Genomic DNA, 15,342 nt, shown 5'->3' on the forward strand with positions numbered 1-15,342 from the left:
ATTAAATAAATAAAAAGGCCGCAACAAGTGCTGCGGCCTTATCAAAACAAAAGTGTCGAAAATATTATTCGGCAGCAATCAAAAGCTTCTTTTCGCGCGCGGCCTTCAGGCGGGCGAAATCGTCGCCGGCGTGGTGGGACGAGCGGGTCAGCGGGCTGGAAGCGACCATCAGGAAGCCCTTGGTATAGGCGACCGTCTCGTAAGACTTGAATTCCTCAGGCGTGACGAAGCTCATGACGGCGTGGTGCTTGCGGGTCGGCTGCAGGTACTGGCCGATGGTGAGGAAATCGACGTCGGCGGTGCGTAGGTCATCCATCAGCTGGAGCACTTCGTTGCGCTCTTCGCCGAGGCCGACCATGATCCCTGATTTGGTGAACATGGTCGGGTCCAGTTCCTTCACCCGCTGCAGCAGGCGGATGGAATGGAAATAGCGGGCGCCGGGACGAACCGTGAGGTAGTTGCCGGGCACGGTTTCCATGTTGTGGTTGAAGACGTCGGGCTTTGCGGCGACGACGCGCTCCAACGCACCAGGCTTCTTCAGGAAGTCAGGCGTCAGGATTTCGATGGTTGTGGCAGGCGATGCGGCGCGGATTGCCCAGATCACCTTCTCGAAATGCTCGGCGCCGCCGTCCTCGAGATCGTCACGGTCGACCGAGGTGATGACGACGTGGGATAGGCCCATTTCCTTGACGGCCTTGGCGACATTCTCCGGCTCAGCCATGTCGAGGGCGTTCGGCTTGCCGGTCGCAACGTTGCAGAAGGCGCAGGCGCGGGTGCAGATCTCGCCCATGATCATGAAGGTCGCGTGCTTCTTGTCCCAGCACTCGCCGATATTGGGGCAGCCGGCCTCTTCGCAGACGGTGACGAGCTTGTGCTCCTTCACGATCGAGCGGGTTTCCTGATAGCCCTTCGAGGTCGGCGCCTTGACGCGGATCCAGTCCGGCTTGCGCAGGACTTCCGTATCGGGCCGATGCGCCTTTTCCGGATGCCGGACGCGCTTGGCCTCGGGATTGATCGTGTCGAGTATCGTGACCATCAGTTCAACTTTCCGCCGCCCCTACGCGGCCCCTTTCGCATATTTGCCTTACCGAAATCTCGGATTGAAGGATATGCGCTTCTAGCGCCGCACCAGCCGCGCCAGAAATATCAACAGGCAGGCTCCGAGGAAGCCGGTGATGAAGAAGCCGAGCCTGCCGCCGGCGACAACCACATGAAACTGCGCCAATATCGCCGTCGCGATGACGGAACCGACGATACCGAGCACGATGTTGAGGAGGACGCCGTAGCGCGCCTCCATCAGCTTGCCGGCGAGCCAGCCTGCCAAACCGCCGATAATGATCGCGCCAATCCAGCCCACGCTTTCCATTCGCCCTCTATCCCTACGCTATCAATCGCGCCAGCAGGACGACGATAATCGCGCCGACGGTCGCATGAATGATCTCAACCACCAGCGCGTTTTGTATTCCGAGCGATATCCCCAGCGCATGGAAAAGGAAACCGCCGACGAAGGCACCGATGACGCCACTGACGAGGCAGCTGATCAGACCACCTCCCCCGACCACCAGGCTGGCCAGAAAGCCGGCCACGAGGCCGATCAGGAGAAATACGATCCAGGCATGCTGTACTGCTGTCATGTATTGATTTCCTTTTCTGTTTTCCACCCCTTGGGATGGCTGAAGCCACCAAGGGATAGAAAGAGCGGATCAGGAAATTATCAAGTATTCAACACGCGGCCGTAGGCATCGAGAACGGCTTCCTTCATCGTCTCCGAAACGGTCGGATGCGGGAAGATCGTGTGCATCAGTTCTTCTTCAGTCGTCTCCAGGTTCATGGCGACGACGAAGCCCTGGATGAGTTCGGTGACTTCCGCGCCGACCATATGCGCGCCCAGCAACTCACCGGTCTTCTTGTCGAAGATCACCTTGCAGAGACCCTGATCCTCGCCGAGCGCGATCGCCTTGCCGTTCGCCGTGAAGGGGAAGCGGCCGACGCGGATGTCGCGGCCCTGCTCCTTGGCCTTGGCTTCGGTGAGGCCGACGGAAGCAACCTGCGGCTGGCAATAGGTGCAGCCCGGAACCTTCAGCTTGTCGATCGGATGAACGTTCGGCAGGCCGGCGATCTTCTCGACGCAGACTACGCCTTCATGCTCAGCCTTGTGGGCGAGCATCGGCGGGCCGGCGACGTCGCCGATCGCGTAGATGCCTGGGACATTGGTCTTGCCGTAGCCGTCGATCACGACGCAGCCGCGATCTGTCTTCACGCCGAGTGCTTCCAGGCCGAGATTTTCGATATTGCCCTGCACGCCAACGGCAGAGATCATCCGATCGGCGGTGATCTGCTGCGACTTGCCGTCAGCCGTCTCGACGGTCGCGGTGACGCTGTCGGCGCCCTTCTCGACCTTCGTCACCTTGGCGCTGGTGAAGATCTTCAGGCCGCGCTTTTCGAGCTGCTTGCGAGCGATCGCGGTCACTTCCACATCCTCGACCGGCATGATGGTCGGCATGACTTCGACGACGGTTACGTCGACGCCCATGGAGCGGTAGAAGCTTGCGAATTCGATGCCGATCGCGCCCGAACCCATGACGATCAGCGACTTCGGCAGAGCGTCCGGCTTCAGCGCTTCGAAATAGGTCCAGATCAGCTTGCCATCCGGCTCGATGCCCGGCAGAGCGCGCGGGCGCGCGCCGGTCGCGATGATGATGTTCTTGGCGGTGTAAGTGCCTTCCTGGCTCTTGATGTTCTTCGGCAGCGGATGCTGCGGCTCGACGACGGGCTTCGTGGTCTTGGTGACCACGACTTCGCCGGGCTTGCTGATCTTGGCCTCGCCCCAGATGATGTCGACCTTGTTCTTCTTCATCAGGAAGCCGACGCCCATGTTCAGCCGGGCGGAGACGGCGCGCGAGCGGCCAACGACGGCCTTGGCATCCGGCTTTACGGTGCCTTCGAGAACGAGGCCATAATCCTTCAGATGGTTGGAATGGTCGAGGATCTCGGCCGAGCGCAGCAGCGCCTTGGTCGGAATGCAGCCCCAGTTCAGGCAGATGCCGCCCATATGCTCGCGCTCGATGATCGCGGTCTTCAGGCCAAGCTGGCCGGCGCGCACGGCGGCCACATAGCCGCCGGGACCGGAACCGATGATGATGAGGTCGTAATTCTCAGCCATGTGTTGTTTCCTGCCTTTTCATTGGCGGCTGAACAGAGCCAGGCCGGCCTTTATTCGTTCAAATTCCGAGCATCATGCGCACGATCGGCTCAAGGCCGCGTCCGAGCGCCCGGGTGTTTTCCGCATCGAGATGAATGCCATCGAGCGGCGTCGTGGCGGCAACCGAAGCACCGTCGAAGAAACCGCAGCCGAGCTCGTCGGCGAGATCGCGATAGAGCGTCGCGAGCATCGCGGATTCCTCGATCGCCCCGACAAAGGAGGCCGCAAAAGCCACATTTGCGGTCTCGCGGATCGTCGGCGGCGCAACGATCAGAATGTCGGGCACATCATAGTCGAAGGGCCATGCATGTCCGCGGATCAGCCGCACAAGCCGCGCAACGCCCTGGCATGCCGCAAACGCCGAACCCGCGACAACGGGCTTCATGTCATTGGTGCCGAGGAGAATGATCACCAGATCCAGCGGCGCGTGCGTCTGCAATATCGTCGGCAGCACGCGCGCGCCGTTGCGATCGCAATCGGCAAGGTGGTCGTCGAAGGCGGTGGTTCGGCCGTTGAGCCCTTCCGGGATGATCTGAGCCTGGTCACCGAGCGCCTTTTGCAGCACGCTCGGCCAGCGATCTTCATAGGCATGACGACCGATCGTATCGGCGTCATAGCCCCAAGTCAGCGAATCTCCGTAGCAAAGAACGGTCTTTACCATTTCCGCCTCCGCTCAAGCTCAGACGAGCATCCCCATCGGATTTTCGATATAGCCCTTGAATGCCTGCAGAAGCTGGGCACCGAGAGCACCGTCGACGCAGCGATGGTCGGTGGAGAGCGTCACGCTCATGACCGTCGCGATCTTCATCTCGCCGTTCTTGACGACGACGCGCTGTTCGCCGGCACCGACGGCCAGGATCGTGGCATGCGGGGGGTTGATGACGGCGGCGAAATCCTTGACGCCCATCATGCCCATGTTGGACACCGAGGTCGTACCGCCCTGATATTCCTCAGGCTTCAGCTTGCGTTCCTTGGCGCGCTTGCCGAGATCCTTCATCTCGTTGGAGATGACCGACAGGGTCTTCTCTTCCGCCTTGCGGATGATCGGCGTGATCAGGCCGCCCGGGATCGAGACAGCAACACCGACATCGGCATGCTTGTGCTTGACCATATTGTTTTCGGTCCAGGAGACGTTGGCGTCGGGCACATCGCGCAGCGCAAGCGCCATGGCCTTGATGACCATGTCGTTGACCGAGAGCTTGTAGGCCGGGGCGCTGTCCTTGCGCGGAGCCGCATCGTTCAGCTGCGCACGAAGCGCCATCAGCGCATCGAGCTCGCAATCGACGGTGACGTAGAAATGCGGCACGGTCTGCTTGGATTCTACGAGACGGCGAGCGATCGTCTTGCGCATGCCGTCATGCGGCACGAGCTCGTAGGAACCCGGCTCGAAGAGCTTGAGCACGGCTTCCTCGGAAGCACCCTTGGGGGCGGCTGCCGGAGCAGCGGCCTCGGCCGACGGTGCAGCAGCCGGAGCGGCCTTTGCGCCACCGCCGGCAACGGCAGCTTCGATATCGCTCTTGACGACGCGGCCATGCGGGCCGGAACCTGCAACGGCGGAGAGATCGATGCCGGATTCCTTTGCGAGGCGGCGAGCAAGCGGCGAGGAGAAAACGCGATTGCCCCCAGCCGATACGGCAGCAGCAGGCGCTGCGGTCGGAGCCGGAGCAGCAGCTGACGCCGCCGGTGCAGCAGGAGTCGGTGTGGCTTCAGCCTTCGGCGCGGGAGCGGCTTCCACCTTAGGGGCAGGCGCCGCAGAGCCGGCCGCACTTGCGGCAGCTGCAACGTCCTCGCCCTCGCCTGCAAGAACGGCGATCAGCGCATTGACCTTGACACCTTCGGTGCCGGCAGGAACGACGAGCTTGGCAACAGTGCCTTCGTCGACAGCTTCGACTTCCATCGTCGCCTTGTCGGTCTCAATCTCGGCGATCACGTCGCCGGACTTGACGGTGTCGCCTTCCTTGACCAGCCATTTGGCGAGGTTACCCTCCTCCATGGTCGGAGACAGGGCAGGCATCGTGATATTGATCGGCATTAATACGCCTCCCTCAATTGTTCGCAGAAAGCGACCTGTGTTCAAGCTGATGGAACTCGGCCAAACGGCCACGATACCCCTGCTCGATCGCCTTCAATGTCTCTATCTCTGAAATCGCTCCATTCAGCGATCTCATGCGTGCAATGTGAACAGCAATATCCGCGATCACCATTCCCCAAGCCCCGAGATCGTCACCGAAAAGATCATGGAGGGTGACCACCGAGTCGCCCTCCCCAATCCAGACGCGAACGATCTCGTCCGCGTCTTCCATCTCAAGCACCTCATTGGGAACGTTGAGTGTTTTCACGGCAGACCTACTTGTAGCAAACGGCTTTCACCGCATCGACCACTTCGCCGACATTCGGCAGCGCCAGCTTTTCGAGGTTTGCAGCGTAGGGCATCGGAACGTCCTTGCCGGCGATAGTCAGGATCGGCGCATCGAGATAGTCGAACGCCTGCTGCATCACGCGGGTTGCGATTTCCGTACCAACCGAGTTCTGCGGATAGCCTTCCTCGACGGTGACCAGACGGCCGGTCTTCTTGACCGACTCGATGACGGTCGGGAGATCCATCGGGCGCAGCGTGCGCAGATCGATCAATTCGGCGTCGATGCCGATCTTCTCGAGCTCGGCAACAGCCTTCGTGGCATAGGTCATGCCGATGCCGAAGGAGACGATCGTGACGTCCTTGCCCTTACGATGGATGCGCGCCTTGCCGATCGGCAGAACGAAATTGTCAAGCTTCGGCACGTCGAAGTGCTGGCCGTAGAGAATTTCGTTTTCCAGGAAGACGACCGGGTTCGGATCGCGGATCGCAGCCTTGAGCAGGCCCTTGGCGTCGGCTGCCGTATAGGGCATGACCACCTTGAGGCCGGGGATGGCGCTGTACCAGGCGGCATAGTCCTGGCTGTGCTGTGCGCCGACGCGCGCTGCTGCACCGTTCGGGCCGCGGAATACGATCGGAGCGCCCATCTGGCCGCCGGACATGTAAAGCGTCTTTGCAGCAGAGTTGATGATCTGGTCTATCGCCTGCATGGCAAAGTTGAAGGTCATGAACTCGACGATCGGCTTCAGGCCGGACATCGCAGCGCCGACGCCGACGCCGGCAAAGCCATGTTCGGTGATCGGGGTATCGATGACGCGACGTGCGCCGAATTCCTGCAGAAGACCCTGGGTGACCTTGTAGGCGCCCTGGTATTCGGCAACTTCTTCGCCCATGACGAACACGTTTTCATCGGCGCGCATTTCTTCGGCCATGGCGTCACGAAGTGCTTCGCGAACCGTCATCGACACCATTTCCGTGCCAGCCGGAATGTCTGGATCGTTTGCCACCTGAGCCTTGGGCTCGGCGGGAACGGGTGCGGATGCCGGGCTTGCCGCAGCCGGCTTTTCTTCCTGCACGGCCTGCGGAGCAGCGGCAGGAGCCGGTGTTGCTGCAGGAGCGGAGGCGGAAATGTCGGAGGCGGATTCACCGTCCTGCAGCAGAACTGCGATCTTGGCATTCACCTTGACGCCTTCGGTTCCGGCCGGAACCAGAAGCTTGCCGATGATGCCTTCATCAACGGCTTCGACTTCCATCGTCGCCTTGTCGGTTTCGATTTCAGCAAGCACATCGCCTGAGGTGACCTTGTCACCTTCCTGCTTGAGCCATTTGGAAAGCGTGCCTTCTTCCATCGTCGGAGAGAGGGCGGGCATGAGAATATCGATAGGCATTGGTTCCCTCCCCGATTAGAGCAGAATGTCGGTGTAGAGCTCGGATACATCCGGCTCCGGATCGGCCTGGGCGAAATCGGCGCTGTCGGCGACGATGTCGCGAACGTCCTTGTCGATCGCCTTCAGATCCTCTTCGGAAGCCCAGCCCTTTTCGACGAGGCGTGCCTTCACCTGCTCGATCGGGTCATGCTCGGAGCGGACCTTCTGCACTTCGTCCTTGGAGCGATACTTCGCCGGGTCGGACATGGAGTGACCGCGATAACGGTAGGTCAGCATTTCGAGAATGATCGGACCCTTGCCGGACCGGCAATATTCAAGCGCTTCGTCGGCAGCCGCCTTGACGGCGCGAACGTCCATGCCGTCGACCTGGATGCCGGGAATGCCGAAGCCGGAGCCGCGCAGCGAGTAGTTCGACTGCGCCGTGGCGCGCGCCGTCGACGTGCCCATGGCGTAGCGGTTGTTCTCGACGATATAGACGATCGGGAGCTTCCAGAGAGCGGCCATGTTGAAGCTCTCGTAGACCTGGCCCTGGTTGGCGGCGCCGTCGCCGAAATAGGCGATCGAGACGCTGTCGTCACCGCGATACTTGTTGGCAAATGCCAAACCCGTGCCGAGGGAGACCTGGGCTCCGACGATGCCGTGGCCGCCGTAGAAATTCTTCTCTTTCGAGAACATATGCATCGAACCGCCCTTGCCGCGCGAATAACCGCTGCGGCGACCGGTGAGCTCGGCCATGACGCCACGGGCGCTCATGCCGGTTGCCAGCATATGGCCGTGATCACGATAGGCGGTGATGACCTGGTCGCCGTCCTTCTGGGCCATCTGCATGCCGACAACGACAGCTTCCTGACCGATATAGAGGTGACAGAAACCGCCGATGAAGCCCATGCCGTAAAGCTGGCCCGCCTTCTCTTCGAAGCGGCGGATGAGCAGCATCTCGCGATATGCCTTGAGCTCCTCATCACGATCGAAATCGGCGATCGGGCCGCCGTTCGATATCTTGCCTGACGATTTTGCAGTGGTCTTGCGGCTGGAAACGGACGCAGTTTTGCGCGGCGCCATTCAACCCTCCCTGTGTGATTAGCATCGTTCGAAGTGATGCGTACCATAGGCAAGATTGCTCGCCACAGCAATGCTATAATTGCATGGCTCGTATTCTGTATAAACGACTGAAATTTATGCAGAAATTGCAATTAACCGAAATTCGGTTAATTAGTTCTGACTGTTGAAGATCACAATCTCGTCGGCGCGGGAATAGTTAAGCTGATAACGCGCCTTTTCGTCAAGCATGTCCTTGTCCAGTGAGCCGTCGCTGAGGAGCGCGACCTCCTTTTCCAGGTGCTCGCGCCTGGCAACGAGATCAGCCAATTCCTTTTCGCGAACAAGGCGTTGCTGCTCGAACTTCTCCGTCGCGCGCAGGCCGTAATCGCCATGAATGCAATGATAGCCGAAATAGGAGAGGAATGCGACAGTCATGGCGGGAAGGACGAAACGGCCAAGTCGTCTTTTCTTATGATATTTTGTCCACATACTCGCTTGCTCAACACGCAACACCTGAGATGGAACTCTAGCCCGCAGAGATTGACCGTCCGTTAACTATGCTGAGCCGGCAATAAAAAACCGCGCCCGAAGGCGCGGTTCAAGATCAGGAAATTGCTGGATTATCAGCCGCGAAGAATGGAGCGGCCGGCATACTGCGCCTGCGGGCCGAGTGCTTCCTCGATGCGGATCAGCTGGTTGTACTTGGCGGTACGATCCGAGCGGGACAGCGAGCCGGTCTTGATCTGGCCGCAGTTGGTGGCAACTGCGAGATCGGCGATCGTCGAATCTTCCGTTTCACCCGAGCGGTGCGACATCACGGCGGTGTAGGCTGCCTTGTGCGCGGTTTCGACAGCGTCGAGGGTTTCCGTCAGCGAGCCGATCTGGTTGACCTTGACGAGGATCGAGTTGGCAACGCCCATCTTGATGCCGTCGCGCAGGCGGGCCGAGTTGGTGACGAAGAGGTCGTCGCCGACGAGCTGGGTCTTCTTGCCGATCAGGTCGGTCAGCGTCTTCCAGCCTTCCCAGTCGTCTTCAGCCATGCCGTCTTCGATCGAAGCGATCGGGTAGTTGGCGGCGAGCTGGGCGAGGTATTCAGCCATGGCGCCCGATTCCAGCGTGCGGCCTTCGCCTTCCAGGGCGTACTTGCCGTCCTTGAAGAATTCGGTCGAGGCGCAGTCGAGGCCGAGGAAGATGTCTTCGCCCGGCTTGTAGCCAGCCTTCTCGATCGACTTCATGATGAAGTCGAGTGCTTCCGGTGCGCTCTTCAGGTTCGGAGCAAAACCGCCTTCGTCACCGACGTTGGTGTTGTGGCCACCGGCGCTCAGTTCCTTCTTCAGCACGTGGAAGACTTCCGAACCCATGCGGACGGCGTCGCGCAGCGTGTCGGCGCCAACCGGCAGGATCATGAATTCCTGGAAGTCGATCGGATTGTCGGCATGCGCACCGCCGTTGATGATGTTCATCATCGGAACCGGCAGCAGGCAGGCGCGAGCACCGCCGACGTAACGGTAGAGCGGCAGGTTGGCGCTCTGGGCAGCAGCCTTGGCAACGGCGAGCGAAACGCCGAGGATGGCGTTGGCGCCGAGGCGCGACTTGTTCGGCGTGCCGTCCAGCTCGATCATGATGTTGTCGATCTGGATCTGGTTTTCGGCGTCCATGCCGCCGATCGCGTCGAAGATTTCCGTGTCGACGGCTTCGACGGCCTTTTCGACGCCCTTACCGTGGTAGCGGCTGCCGCCATCGCGGATTTCAACGGCTTCGTGCGCGCCGGTCGAAGCGCCCGACGGAACGGCCGCACGGCCCATGCTGCCATCTTCGAGATAGACGTCGACTTCGACAGTCGGGTTGCCACGGCTGTCGAGAATCTCGCGGGCGATGATGTCGGTAATTGCGGTCATGGTTTCTTCCTGCTCGCTGGGTGATAAATCGATTGAAATCTCATAATCGAAGGCCGGGAAATTACAATGCCGCTCCGGCCGCCGATTGGAGAAACATATATAGCCGCCTAACCCAATATCATGTCAGCCTTTTGAAGCGGCCGAAAGAATCAGGATTTGGCGATGGCGTCGAAGGCCAGAAGCTTCTCCAGAAGCCGCGGCATGTCCTTTAGATGCACCATGTTCGGGCCGTCAGACGGCGCATGGTCCGGATCCTCATGGGTTTCGATGAAGACGCCCGCGACGCCGACAGAGACAGCCGCACGCGCCAGCGTTTCCACGAATTCACGTTGGCCGCCGGTCGAACCGCCCTGCCCGCCCGGCTGCTGGACCGAATGCGTTGCGTCGAAAATGACCGGCGCGCCCATGGCCGCCATGATCGGCAGCGAGCGCATGTCGGAAACGAGGGTGTTGTAGCCGAAGGAGGCGCCGCGCTCGCACAGAAGCACGTTCGGATTGCCGCTGTCATTCAGCTTGGCAAGCACATTCTTCATGTCCCAGGGCGCAAGGAACTGGCCCTTCTTGACGTTGATCACACGGCCAGTCTTGGCGGCCGCGATCAGGAGATCGGTCTGGCGCGAGAGGAAGGCCGGGATCTGCAGCACGTCGACGACCTTTCCGACAATCGCGCACTGCTCTTCCGTGTGAACGTCAGTCAGGACAGGAAAGCCGAATTCCTTCTTGAGATCGGCGAAGACTTCCAGAGACTTCTCAAGCCCCATGCCACGCTGGCCGGAAAGCGAGGTGCGGTTGGCCTTGTCGAAAGACGATTTGTAGACGAGCCCGATACCAAGCTTGGCACAAAGCTCCTTCAGGACGCTCGCAATCATGAAGGCATGATCGCGGCTTTCCATCTGACAGGGGCCAGCGATCAGCGACAGCTTGCCGCTGTTTGAAAACGTGACTTTCGATGCGCCTTCACCGGCGACGACTGCAGAATTGGTCGGATTGCTCATTGTGTCTCCTCGAAGGCAAACAGGGCGCCCTGCCCGGGCGCTGCCCTTACCAAGATACGGTGGTTCTTATGCGTGTAGCTCACGCCGTTACCAGCCAAATGCGCCGCTGTCACGGAAAGATCGCGCGTGCGGAACAGGATTGCCCCCGCACGCAGCCCGGAATCATCGGAGGGAACGGGAAGATCGTAGAACGCTTCCATACCCTGCGGCGTCAGCACCGCGATGCGGGCGTTGGCCGCTTCGATCATCAGGCCGAAGGATTGCTGCGTGATTTTCGGACCGTTTGCGACCTTGTCGAAAAATTCGGCGAAGGCAGCCGGCTCCGGCGTCGATAGCGCCACCTCTATCAACCCGATGGCGCCGTTCGCATGCCTCTCGAGAGCATCGCGATCGGTTGGGAGCGGATTGATGCGCTCGCAGCAGAAAGAAAAGAAATCTGGAGAACGCAGATCGGCGGCAAAGGCCAGCCGGAAGCCGGCGGTCGATTTCGAACCGTCCGGCATCTGCATCGGTCGCGTGAACTCCAGCATTCGGCCGGCAGATATGGCATGGGCGCGCAGCCGTTCATCGTCTGCTGCCGCATCCGGGGTTCCGAAGACCACGGCAGAAAAACCGTCCTCGCCCTGACGGAACCTGTATGCCTGATCACGAGCGGTAAAGACATTCCCCTCAAGCGTCGCGCTCTCGCATTCCTCTCTGCTCGCAACACCCAGCGGCTCCAGATAAGTCTTGTCCGCGAGGAAGATGCAGGCATTCTCGGTGCCAAAGGGATGCCGGGCATCGGCCGCAACTGTAAAGCCGAGCTTGCCCAGTCTTTCGCGCGCCGACGCGATCTTGAAGGTCGGAAGGACCAGGTGGTCGAGCGGATACGGCAATGGCTTCATCGAATTATCCCCTTACCCTGCCGATGGTTTGCACCTTTCAGTCAAGCAATTCAAGCGGGATGGTAGACCGAACAAGCGTCAAAACGGCGCCCACCCAGCTAAACATTAGAGAAAGTTTGCTCTTTCGCGGAAACTTCACGAAAATTTAGGGACTTGCGGAACACATATGGAACATATAGTGTCTGTTCTGTATTTGTTTCACATATCGGGGTCGATGACGATGTTGACACGCAAGCAGCAGGAACTGCTTCTATTCATTTATGAGCGGATGAAGGAATCCGGCGTTCCACCGTCATTCGACGAGATGAAAGATGCGCTGGATCTCGCCTCCAAATCAGGCATTCACCGGCTGATTACAGCTCTTGAGGAGCGCGGTTTCATTCGCCGCCTCCCGAACCGGGCGCGTGCGCTCGAAGTCATCAAATTGCCCGAAGCATATAACCCTCCTTCGCAGCTACGCCGGGGCTTTTCGCCCAGTGTCATCGAGGGGAGCCTTGGAAAACCGCAGCCCGTTGCGGCAGCTCCGACGAAGCCGGCGAATGATGATTCGGGCAACTCGGTTTCCGTGCCTGTCATGGGGCGAATCGCTGCCGGTGTGCCGATTTCCGCTATTCAGAACAATACGCACGACATCGTCGTTCCTGCCGACATGCTGAGCTCCGGCGAGCATTATGCACTTGAGGTCAAAGGCGATTCGATGATCGAGGCGGGCATTTTCGACGGCGATACGGTCATCATCCGAAACGTGACGACCGCCAATCCCGGAGATATCGTCGTCGCTCTCGTCGATGACGAAGAAGCCACGCTCAAGCGCTTCCGCCGCAAGGGCGCTTCGATTGCGCTCGAAGCAGCAAACCCGGCTTACGAAACCCGCATTTTCGGACCGGATCGCGTCAAGGTGCAGGGCAAACTGGTAGGGCTCATCCGTCGCTATCACTGAGCGATGATATGTCCCGGCTCGTGACAAAGGTGTTGGAGCGCCAATCATAAGCCCGGTGGCGGTTCCAGGCGCGTTGAACGCCTTGAAACGCGGTTATTATTTCGGGTTTTTCGGATGCCAGATCGATCTCGACCGAGCCGGAGCGCCTGAGGGTCGCGCCGGTGAACAACTGTGCACCAGAACGGCAGATGTTGAGACGCAGCCGCACCGGTATCACGACAAGGTCGGCAATATCGCAGGCCGGGCCGAGATAGGCGGCGTTATCGATCGTCAGCAGGATCCTTCCATTGTCCAGGATTGCGGCGCACCAATCCTTGCGGTGGCAGGCAAATCCTCCTTCGGGAACGGTATCCAGAGCGGCTGCCATGGCATCGCGCAGGATTTTCTGCTGATTGAAATCCAGCCTGAGAGGCGGCCCTGTTTTGGCCTTGCGGGTTGGTGTCGTATCGTCCGCAGGCAGCATTTTCGGCGGTTGCTGATCGAAGAGCGCAAGCGCTTGCTGCCACTGTCCGAAAATAAAGTCTGGCGGCCGCTCGCGATTGGGTTCGAGCTTTCCGTTGCGTAGCAGAGCGACGAGTTCGCCGTCCTCGGAGATCAGGACTTCCGTCTTGGGAGTCTCAGGTGTCAGAGCGGCGATTGCGATCGATGCCGCAATCAAGACGGCACCGGCATGGCGCAACTTAGTTCTTAGCATCGTCATCAGCAAAAAGCCGGCAACGATGGTTGGAAAGAGCCAGAGCGGTAGCCGGGCAAATGGAATATTGCCGCCCCACGCGGCAACCGTCTTGGCGATGGCGGTTACGGCGTCGAGCCCCACGCCTGTCACCTGCCAGGGATAATAGTCGAGCCCGAAGGGCATGAGCAGCACGGCGAGCATCCCGACTGGCATGACCACGAAGGACACGACGGGCATGGCGGCGAGATTGGCAACAAGACCATATGTCGCCAGGCGGTGAAAATGCTCGATCGAGAAGATAGCCGTCGACAGGCCGCCGACGAAGGATGTCGATGCAATACCCCCGAAGAAGCGAAACACCACAGCCAGCGGGCTGAATATCCGTAGCCTCAGCAGCCCTCCCTCACGGCTTGGCCGCCGCTGCCAGAGCGAATAGCCAGAGACGAGGGCAAGCGTTGCGGCAAAAGACATCTGGAAGCTCGGGCCAAGTGCCTCGGAGGGCGACAATATCAGAATCGCGATTGCCGAGAGGGCCACGTTCCTTAGACTGAGCGAGGGCCTGTCGAACAGGACGGCGACCAGCATGATCGCCATCATCACGAAGGCGCGCTCTGCCGAGACACCAAAGCCGGAAATCATATAGTAGGCCGTCACCGTCACCAGCGCCCCGAAAGCTGCAATCTTCTTGGTGGGCCATGCTTGTGCGGCGCCGGGAAAGAGACTGAAGAGATAGCGCAGGCCGACATAGAAGATGCCGGCCGACAACGCCATGTTGAGGCCTGAAATGGCAATGATGTGGGCGAGGCCAGAGACACGCAGGGCCTCCGTCGTCTCATCCGAAATCGCGCGTCTCTCGTCGGTGACAAGCGAAGCCGCAAAGGCGCCGGTATCGCCCGGCAAGATTGTCCTGATGCGATCGCCGATACCGCTGCGGAATTTCGTCAGCCAGATATCTGCCCTGCCGATAAACGATCCATCATTCGTAGCATCACCGGCCGGCGACATCAGTTTCGGCAGACCGTAGAAGTAGCCATTGGCACCAATGCCGTCGAAGAAGGCGCCGAAAGCAAAATCATGTAGGCCGGGCAGAGCCGGGCCTGCCGGCGGCGTTAGGCGCGCCCTGCCCTGAATGATATCACCGAGATCGAAAGGCTGCTCCTGCCCGCGGACGAAGGCGGTTACCATCCCCGGCGCCCTGCCGAGCGCGGGCGCCTGGGTCGATTGCAGCTCGAGTACATAGCGCCACCGACCGCGAGCATCGGCTTCGCGTTCTTCAATCCGGCCGGTGACGGTCGTTGTCACTGGCGTATCGAGCATGACGGTTGCGGCGCGCCAGGTCTGCCATTGCGCGAGCAGCATGCCGAACAGAAGGAGAGCAGCGGCAAGAAGCAGATGACGCACCACTGGCCCGGCTTCACGTCTGAGCAGGAGTGCTGCAACAGAGATTGCAAAGCCCGCCGATATTGCGGCGAGCGGCGGATCCGTATCCAGTTCAAACCAGATGATGGCACCCGCCCCCATGTAGACAGGCGCGAAAAGGACGGCACGACCATATTGTGCCTCTTCCTGCGCCATACGTCGAACGGCATGCCGTGCCGTTCGCGTCATCAAACGCAGGCGTGCCGGGAAGCCGATCCTGTCCTGGGTTCTTGCCGACTCAGTCGTCCGGACGCCGATATCGGCGATGGAGCTTGGGGAACGCTCTCTAATCGCAAATAAATTTTGATTTTTCGCCCGTCGATCCGGCGCTTCCAATTCCGACATCGAACATGCGCCCCTGAGCCCTAACCCCTTGAATTCTGCAACCTTCGATCGAGAAACTCAATTAAAATCGATTAGACTCCCGATAAAATACTGACCGTTTCACCCTTCGTTTGCAGGGGTGTCAGGAGACGGGTCGCAGGCCGGGGAAGCGTTGCCCAAAAGTTGATACTGCAATGCACAAATAGGGGTCAGAGTAAC

At 59.9% G+C, this 15,342-nt stretch carries 15 protein-coding genes; 1 reads left to right on the forward strand and 14 read right to left on the reverse strand.

Features of this window, described 5'->3' with window-relative positions; genetic code table 11:
- Positions 1-64: 64 nt before the first annotated feature.
- From lipA to EV561_RS18920, 13 genes are all read right to left on the reverse strand, one after another.
- A complete protein-coding gene (gene lipA / locus EV561_RS18860) occupies positions 65-1,036 on the reverse strand; it encodes a lipoyl synthase (protein WP_132523842.1) in 972 nt (323 codons plus the stop codon).
- Positions 1,037-1,117: 81 nt separating this feature from the next.
- Positions 1,118-1,366, reverse strand: a complete 249-nt coding sequence (locus tag EV561_RS18865) for a GlsB/YeaQ/YmgE family stress response membrane protein (protein WP_132523843.1) — start codon at positions 1,364-1,366, stop codon at positions 1,118-1,120.
- Between the two features lie 13 nt (positions 1,367-1,379).
- Positions 1,380-1,634, reverse strand: coding sequence for a GlsB/YeaQ/YmgE family stress response membrane protein (locus tag EV561_RS18870; protein ID WP_132523844.1), 255 nt, complete (start codon positions 1,632-1,634; stop codon positions 1,380-1,382).
- Between the two features lie 80 nt (positions 1,635-1,714).
- Positions 1,715-3,163 carry a dihydrolipoyl dehydrogenase gene (gene lpdA / locus EV561_RS18875; protein ID WP_132523845.1) on the reverse strand — a complete coding sequence of 483 codons (1,449 nt, stop codon included), beginning with the start codon at positions 3,161-3,163 and terminating at the stop codon, positions 1,715-1,717.
- A 58-nt stretch (positions 3,164-3,221) separates the two neighbouring features.
- Entirely contained in the window at positions 3,222-3,863 is a 642-nt protein-coding gene (locus tag EV561_RS18880; protein ID WP_132523846.1) for an SGNH/GDSL hydrolase family protein, read from the reverse strand.
- An 18-nt stretch (positions 3,864-3,881) separates the two neighbouring features.
- On the reverse strand, positions 3,882-5,234 hold the full coding sequence (locus tag EV561_RS18885) for a pyruvate dehydrogenase complex dihydrolipoamide acetyltransferase (protein ID WP_132523847.1): 1,353 nt from the start codon (positions 5,232-5,234) through the stop codon (positions 3,882-3,884).
- Between the two features lie 13 nt (positions 5,235-5,247).
- The gene (locus tag EV561_RS18890) at positions 5,248-5,541 is read right to left on the reverse strand and encodes a DUF5076 domain-containing protein (protein WP_132523848.1); all 294 of its coding nucleotides are present in this window, start codon (positions 5,539-5,541) and stop codon (positions 5,248-5,250) included.
- 7 nt (positions 5,542-5,548) lie between these two features.
- Positions 5,549-6,946, reverse strand: a complete 1,398-nt coding sequence (locus EV561_RS18895) for a pyruvate dehydrogenase complex E1 component subunit beta (protein ID WP_132523849.1) — start codon at positions 6,944-6,946, stop codon at positions 5,549-5,551.
- A gap of 15 nt (positions 6,947-6,961) precedes the next feature.
- On the reverse strand, positions 6,962-8,008 hold the full coding sequence (gene pdhA, locus EV561_RS18900; protein WP_132523850.1) for a pyruvate dehydrogenase (acetyl-transferring) E1 component subunit alpha: 1,047 nt from the start codon (positions 8,006-8,008) through the stop codon (positions 6,962-6,964).
- A 150-nt stretch (positions 8,009-8,158) separates the two neighbouring features.
- The gene (locus EV561_RS18905) at positions 8,159-8,476 is read right to left on the reverse strand and encodes a septum formation initiator family protein (RefSeq protein WP_132523851.1); all 318 of its coding nucleotides are present in this window, start codon (positions 8,474-8,476) and stop codon (positions 8,159-8,161) included.
- Positions 8,477-8,610: 134 nt separating this feature from the next.
- A complete protein-coding gene (gene eno / locus EV561_RS18910; RefSeq protein WP_132523852.1) occupies positions 8,611-9,885 on the reverse strand; it encodes a phosphopyruvate hydratase in 1,275 nt (424 codons plus the stop codon).
- A gap of 149 nt (positions 9,886-10,034) precedes the next feature.
- Positions 10,035-10,880 carry a 3-deoxy-8-phosphooctulonate synthase gene (gene kdsA, locus EV561_RS18915; protein ID WP_132523853.1) on the reverse strand — a complete coding sequence of 282 codons (846 nt, stop codon included), beginning with the start codon at positions 10,878-10,880 and terminating at the stop codon, positions 10,035-10,037.
- Entirely contained in the window at positions 10,877-11,764 is an 888-nt protein-coding gene (locus tag EV561_RS18920; RefSeq protein ID WP_132523854.1) for a VOC family protein, read from the reverse strand. Before EV561_RS18920 ends, kdsA begins: the two co-directional genes overlap by 4 nt.
- 220 nt (positions 11,765-11,984) lie before the next feature.
- Here EV561_RS18920 and lexA point away from each other — a divergent pair, with 220 nt between their 5' ends.
- A complete protein-coding gene (lexA, locus tag EV561_RS18925; RefSeq protein ID WP_132523855.1) occupies positions 11,985-12,704 on the forward strand; it encodes a transcriptional repressor LexA in 720 nt (239 codons plus the stop codon).
- Here lexA and EV561_RS18930 read toward each other — a convergent pair.
- A complete protein-coding gene (locus EV561_RS18930) occupies positions 12,685-14,988 on the reverse strand; it encodes a ComEC/Rec2 family competence protein (RefSeq protein ID WP_245512737.1) in 2,304 nt (767 codons plus the stop codon). The two genes, lexA and EV561_RS18930, sit on opposite strands and share 20 nt — an antisense overlap.
- Positions 14,989-15,342 lie beyond the last annotated feature (354 nt).

The sequence above is a fragment of the Rhizobium sp. BK376 genome (assembly GCF_004341625.1).
Lineage (GTDB): Bacteria > Pseudomonadota > Alphaproteobacteria > Rhizobiales > Rhizobiaceae > Rhizobium.

Excerpts from the sequence above, each read along its gene's own strand:
- lexA (WP_132523855.1), top strand. The coding sequence starts at position 11,985 with ATGTTGACACGCAAGCAGCAGGAACTGCTTCTATTCATTTATGAGCGG.
- EV561_RS18930 (WP_245512737.1), bottom strand. The coding sequence starts at position 14,988 with ATGACGCGAACGGCACGGCATGCCGTTCGACGTATGGCGCAGGAAGAG.
- EV561_RS18880 (WP_132523846.1), bottom strand. The coding sequence starts at position 3,863 with ATGGTAAAGACCGTTCTTTGCTACGGAGATTCGCTGACTTGGGGCTAT.
- EV561_RS18885 (WP_132523847.1), bottom strand. The coding sequence starts at position 5,234 with ATGCCGATCAATATCACGATGCCTGCCCTGTCTCCGACCATGGAGGAG.
- EV561_RS18870 (WP_132523844.1), bottom strand. The coding sequence starts at position 1,634 with ATGACAGCAGTACAGCATGCCTGGATCGTATTTCTCCTGATCGGCCTC.
- EV561_RS18905 (WP_132523851.1), bottom strand. The coding sequence starts at position 8,476 with ATGTGGACAAAATATCATAAGAAAAGACGACTTGGCCGTTTCGTCCTT.
- EV561_RS18920 (WP_132523854.1), bottom strand. The coding sequence starts at position 11,764 with ATGAAGCCATTGCCGTATCCGCTCGACCACCTGGTCCTTCCGACCTTC.
- eno (WP_132523852.1), bottom strand. The coding sequence starts at position 9,885 with ATGACCGCAATTACCGACATCATCGCCCGCGAGATTCTCGACAGCCGT.
- pdhA (WP_132523850.1), bottom strand. The coding sequence starts at position 8,008 with ATGGCGCCGCGCAAAACTGCGTCCGTTTCCAGCCGCAAGACCACTGCA.
- lipA (WP_132523842.1), bottom strand. The coding sequence starts at position 1,036 with ATGGTCACGATACTCGACACGATCAATCCCGAGGCCAAGCGCGTCCGG.
- lpdA (WP_132523845.1), bottom strand. The coding sequence starts at position 3,163 with ATGGCTGAGAATTACGACCTCATCATCATCGGTTCCGGTCCCGGCGGC.
- EV561_RS18865 (WP_132523843.1), bottom strand. The coding sequence starts at position 1,366 with ATGGAAAGCGTGGGCTGGATTGGCGCGATCATTATCGGCGGTTTGGCA.
- EV561_RS18895 (WP_132523849.1), bottom strand. The coding sequence starts at position 6,946 with ATGCCTATCGATATTCTCATGCCCGCCCTCTCTCCGACGATGGAAGAA.
- kdsA (WP_132523853.1), bottom strand. The coding sequence starts at position 10,880 with ATGAGCAATCCGACCAATTCTGCAGTCGTCGCCGGTGAAGGCGCATCG.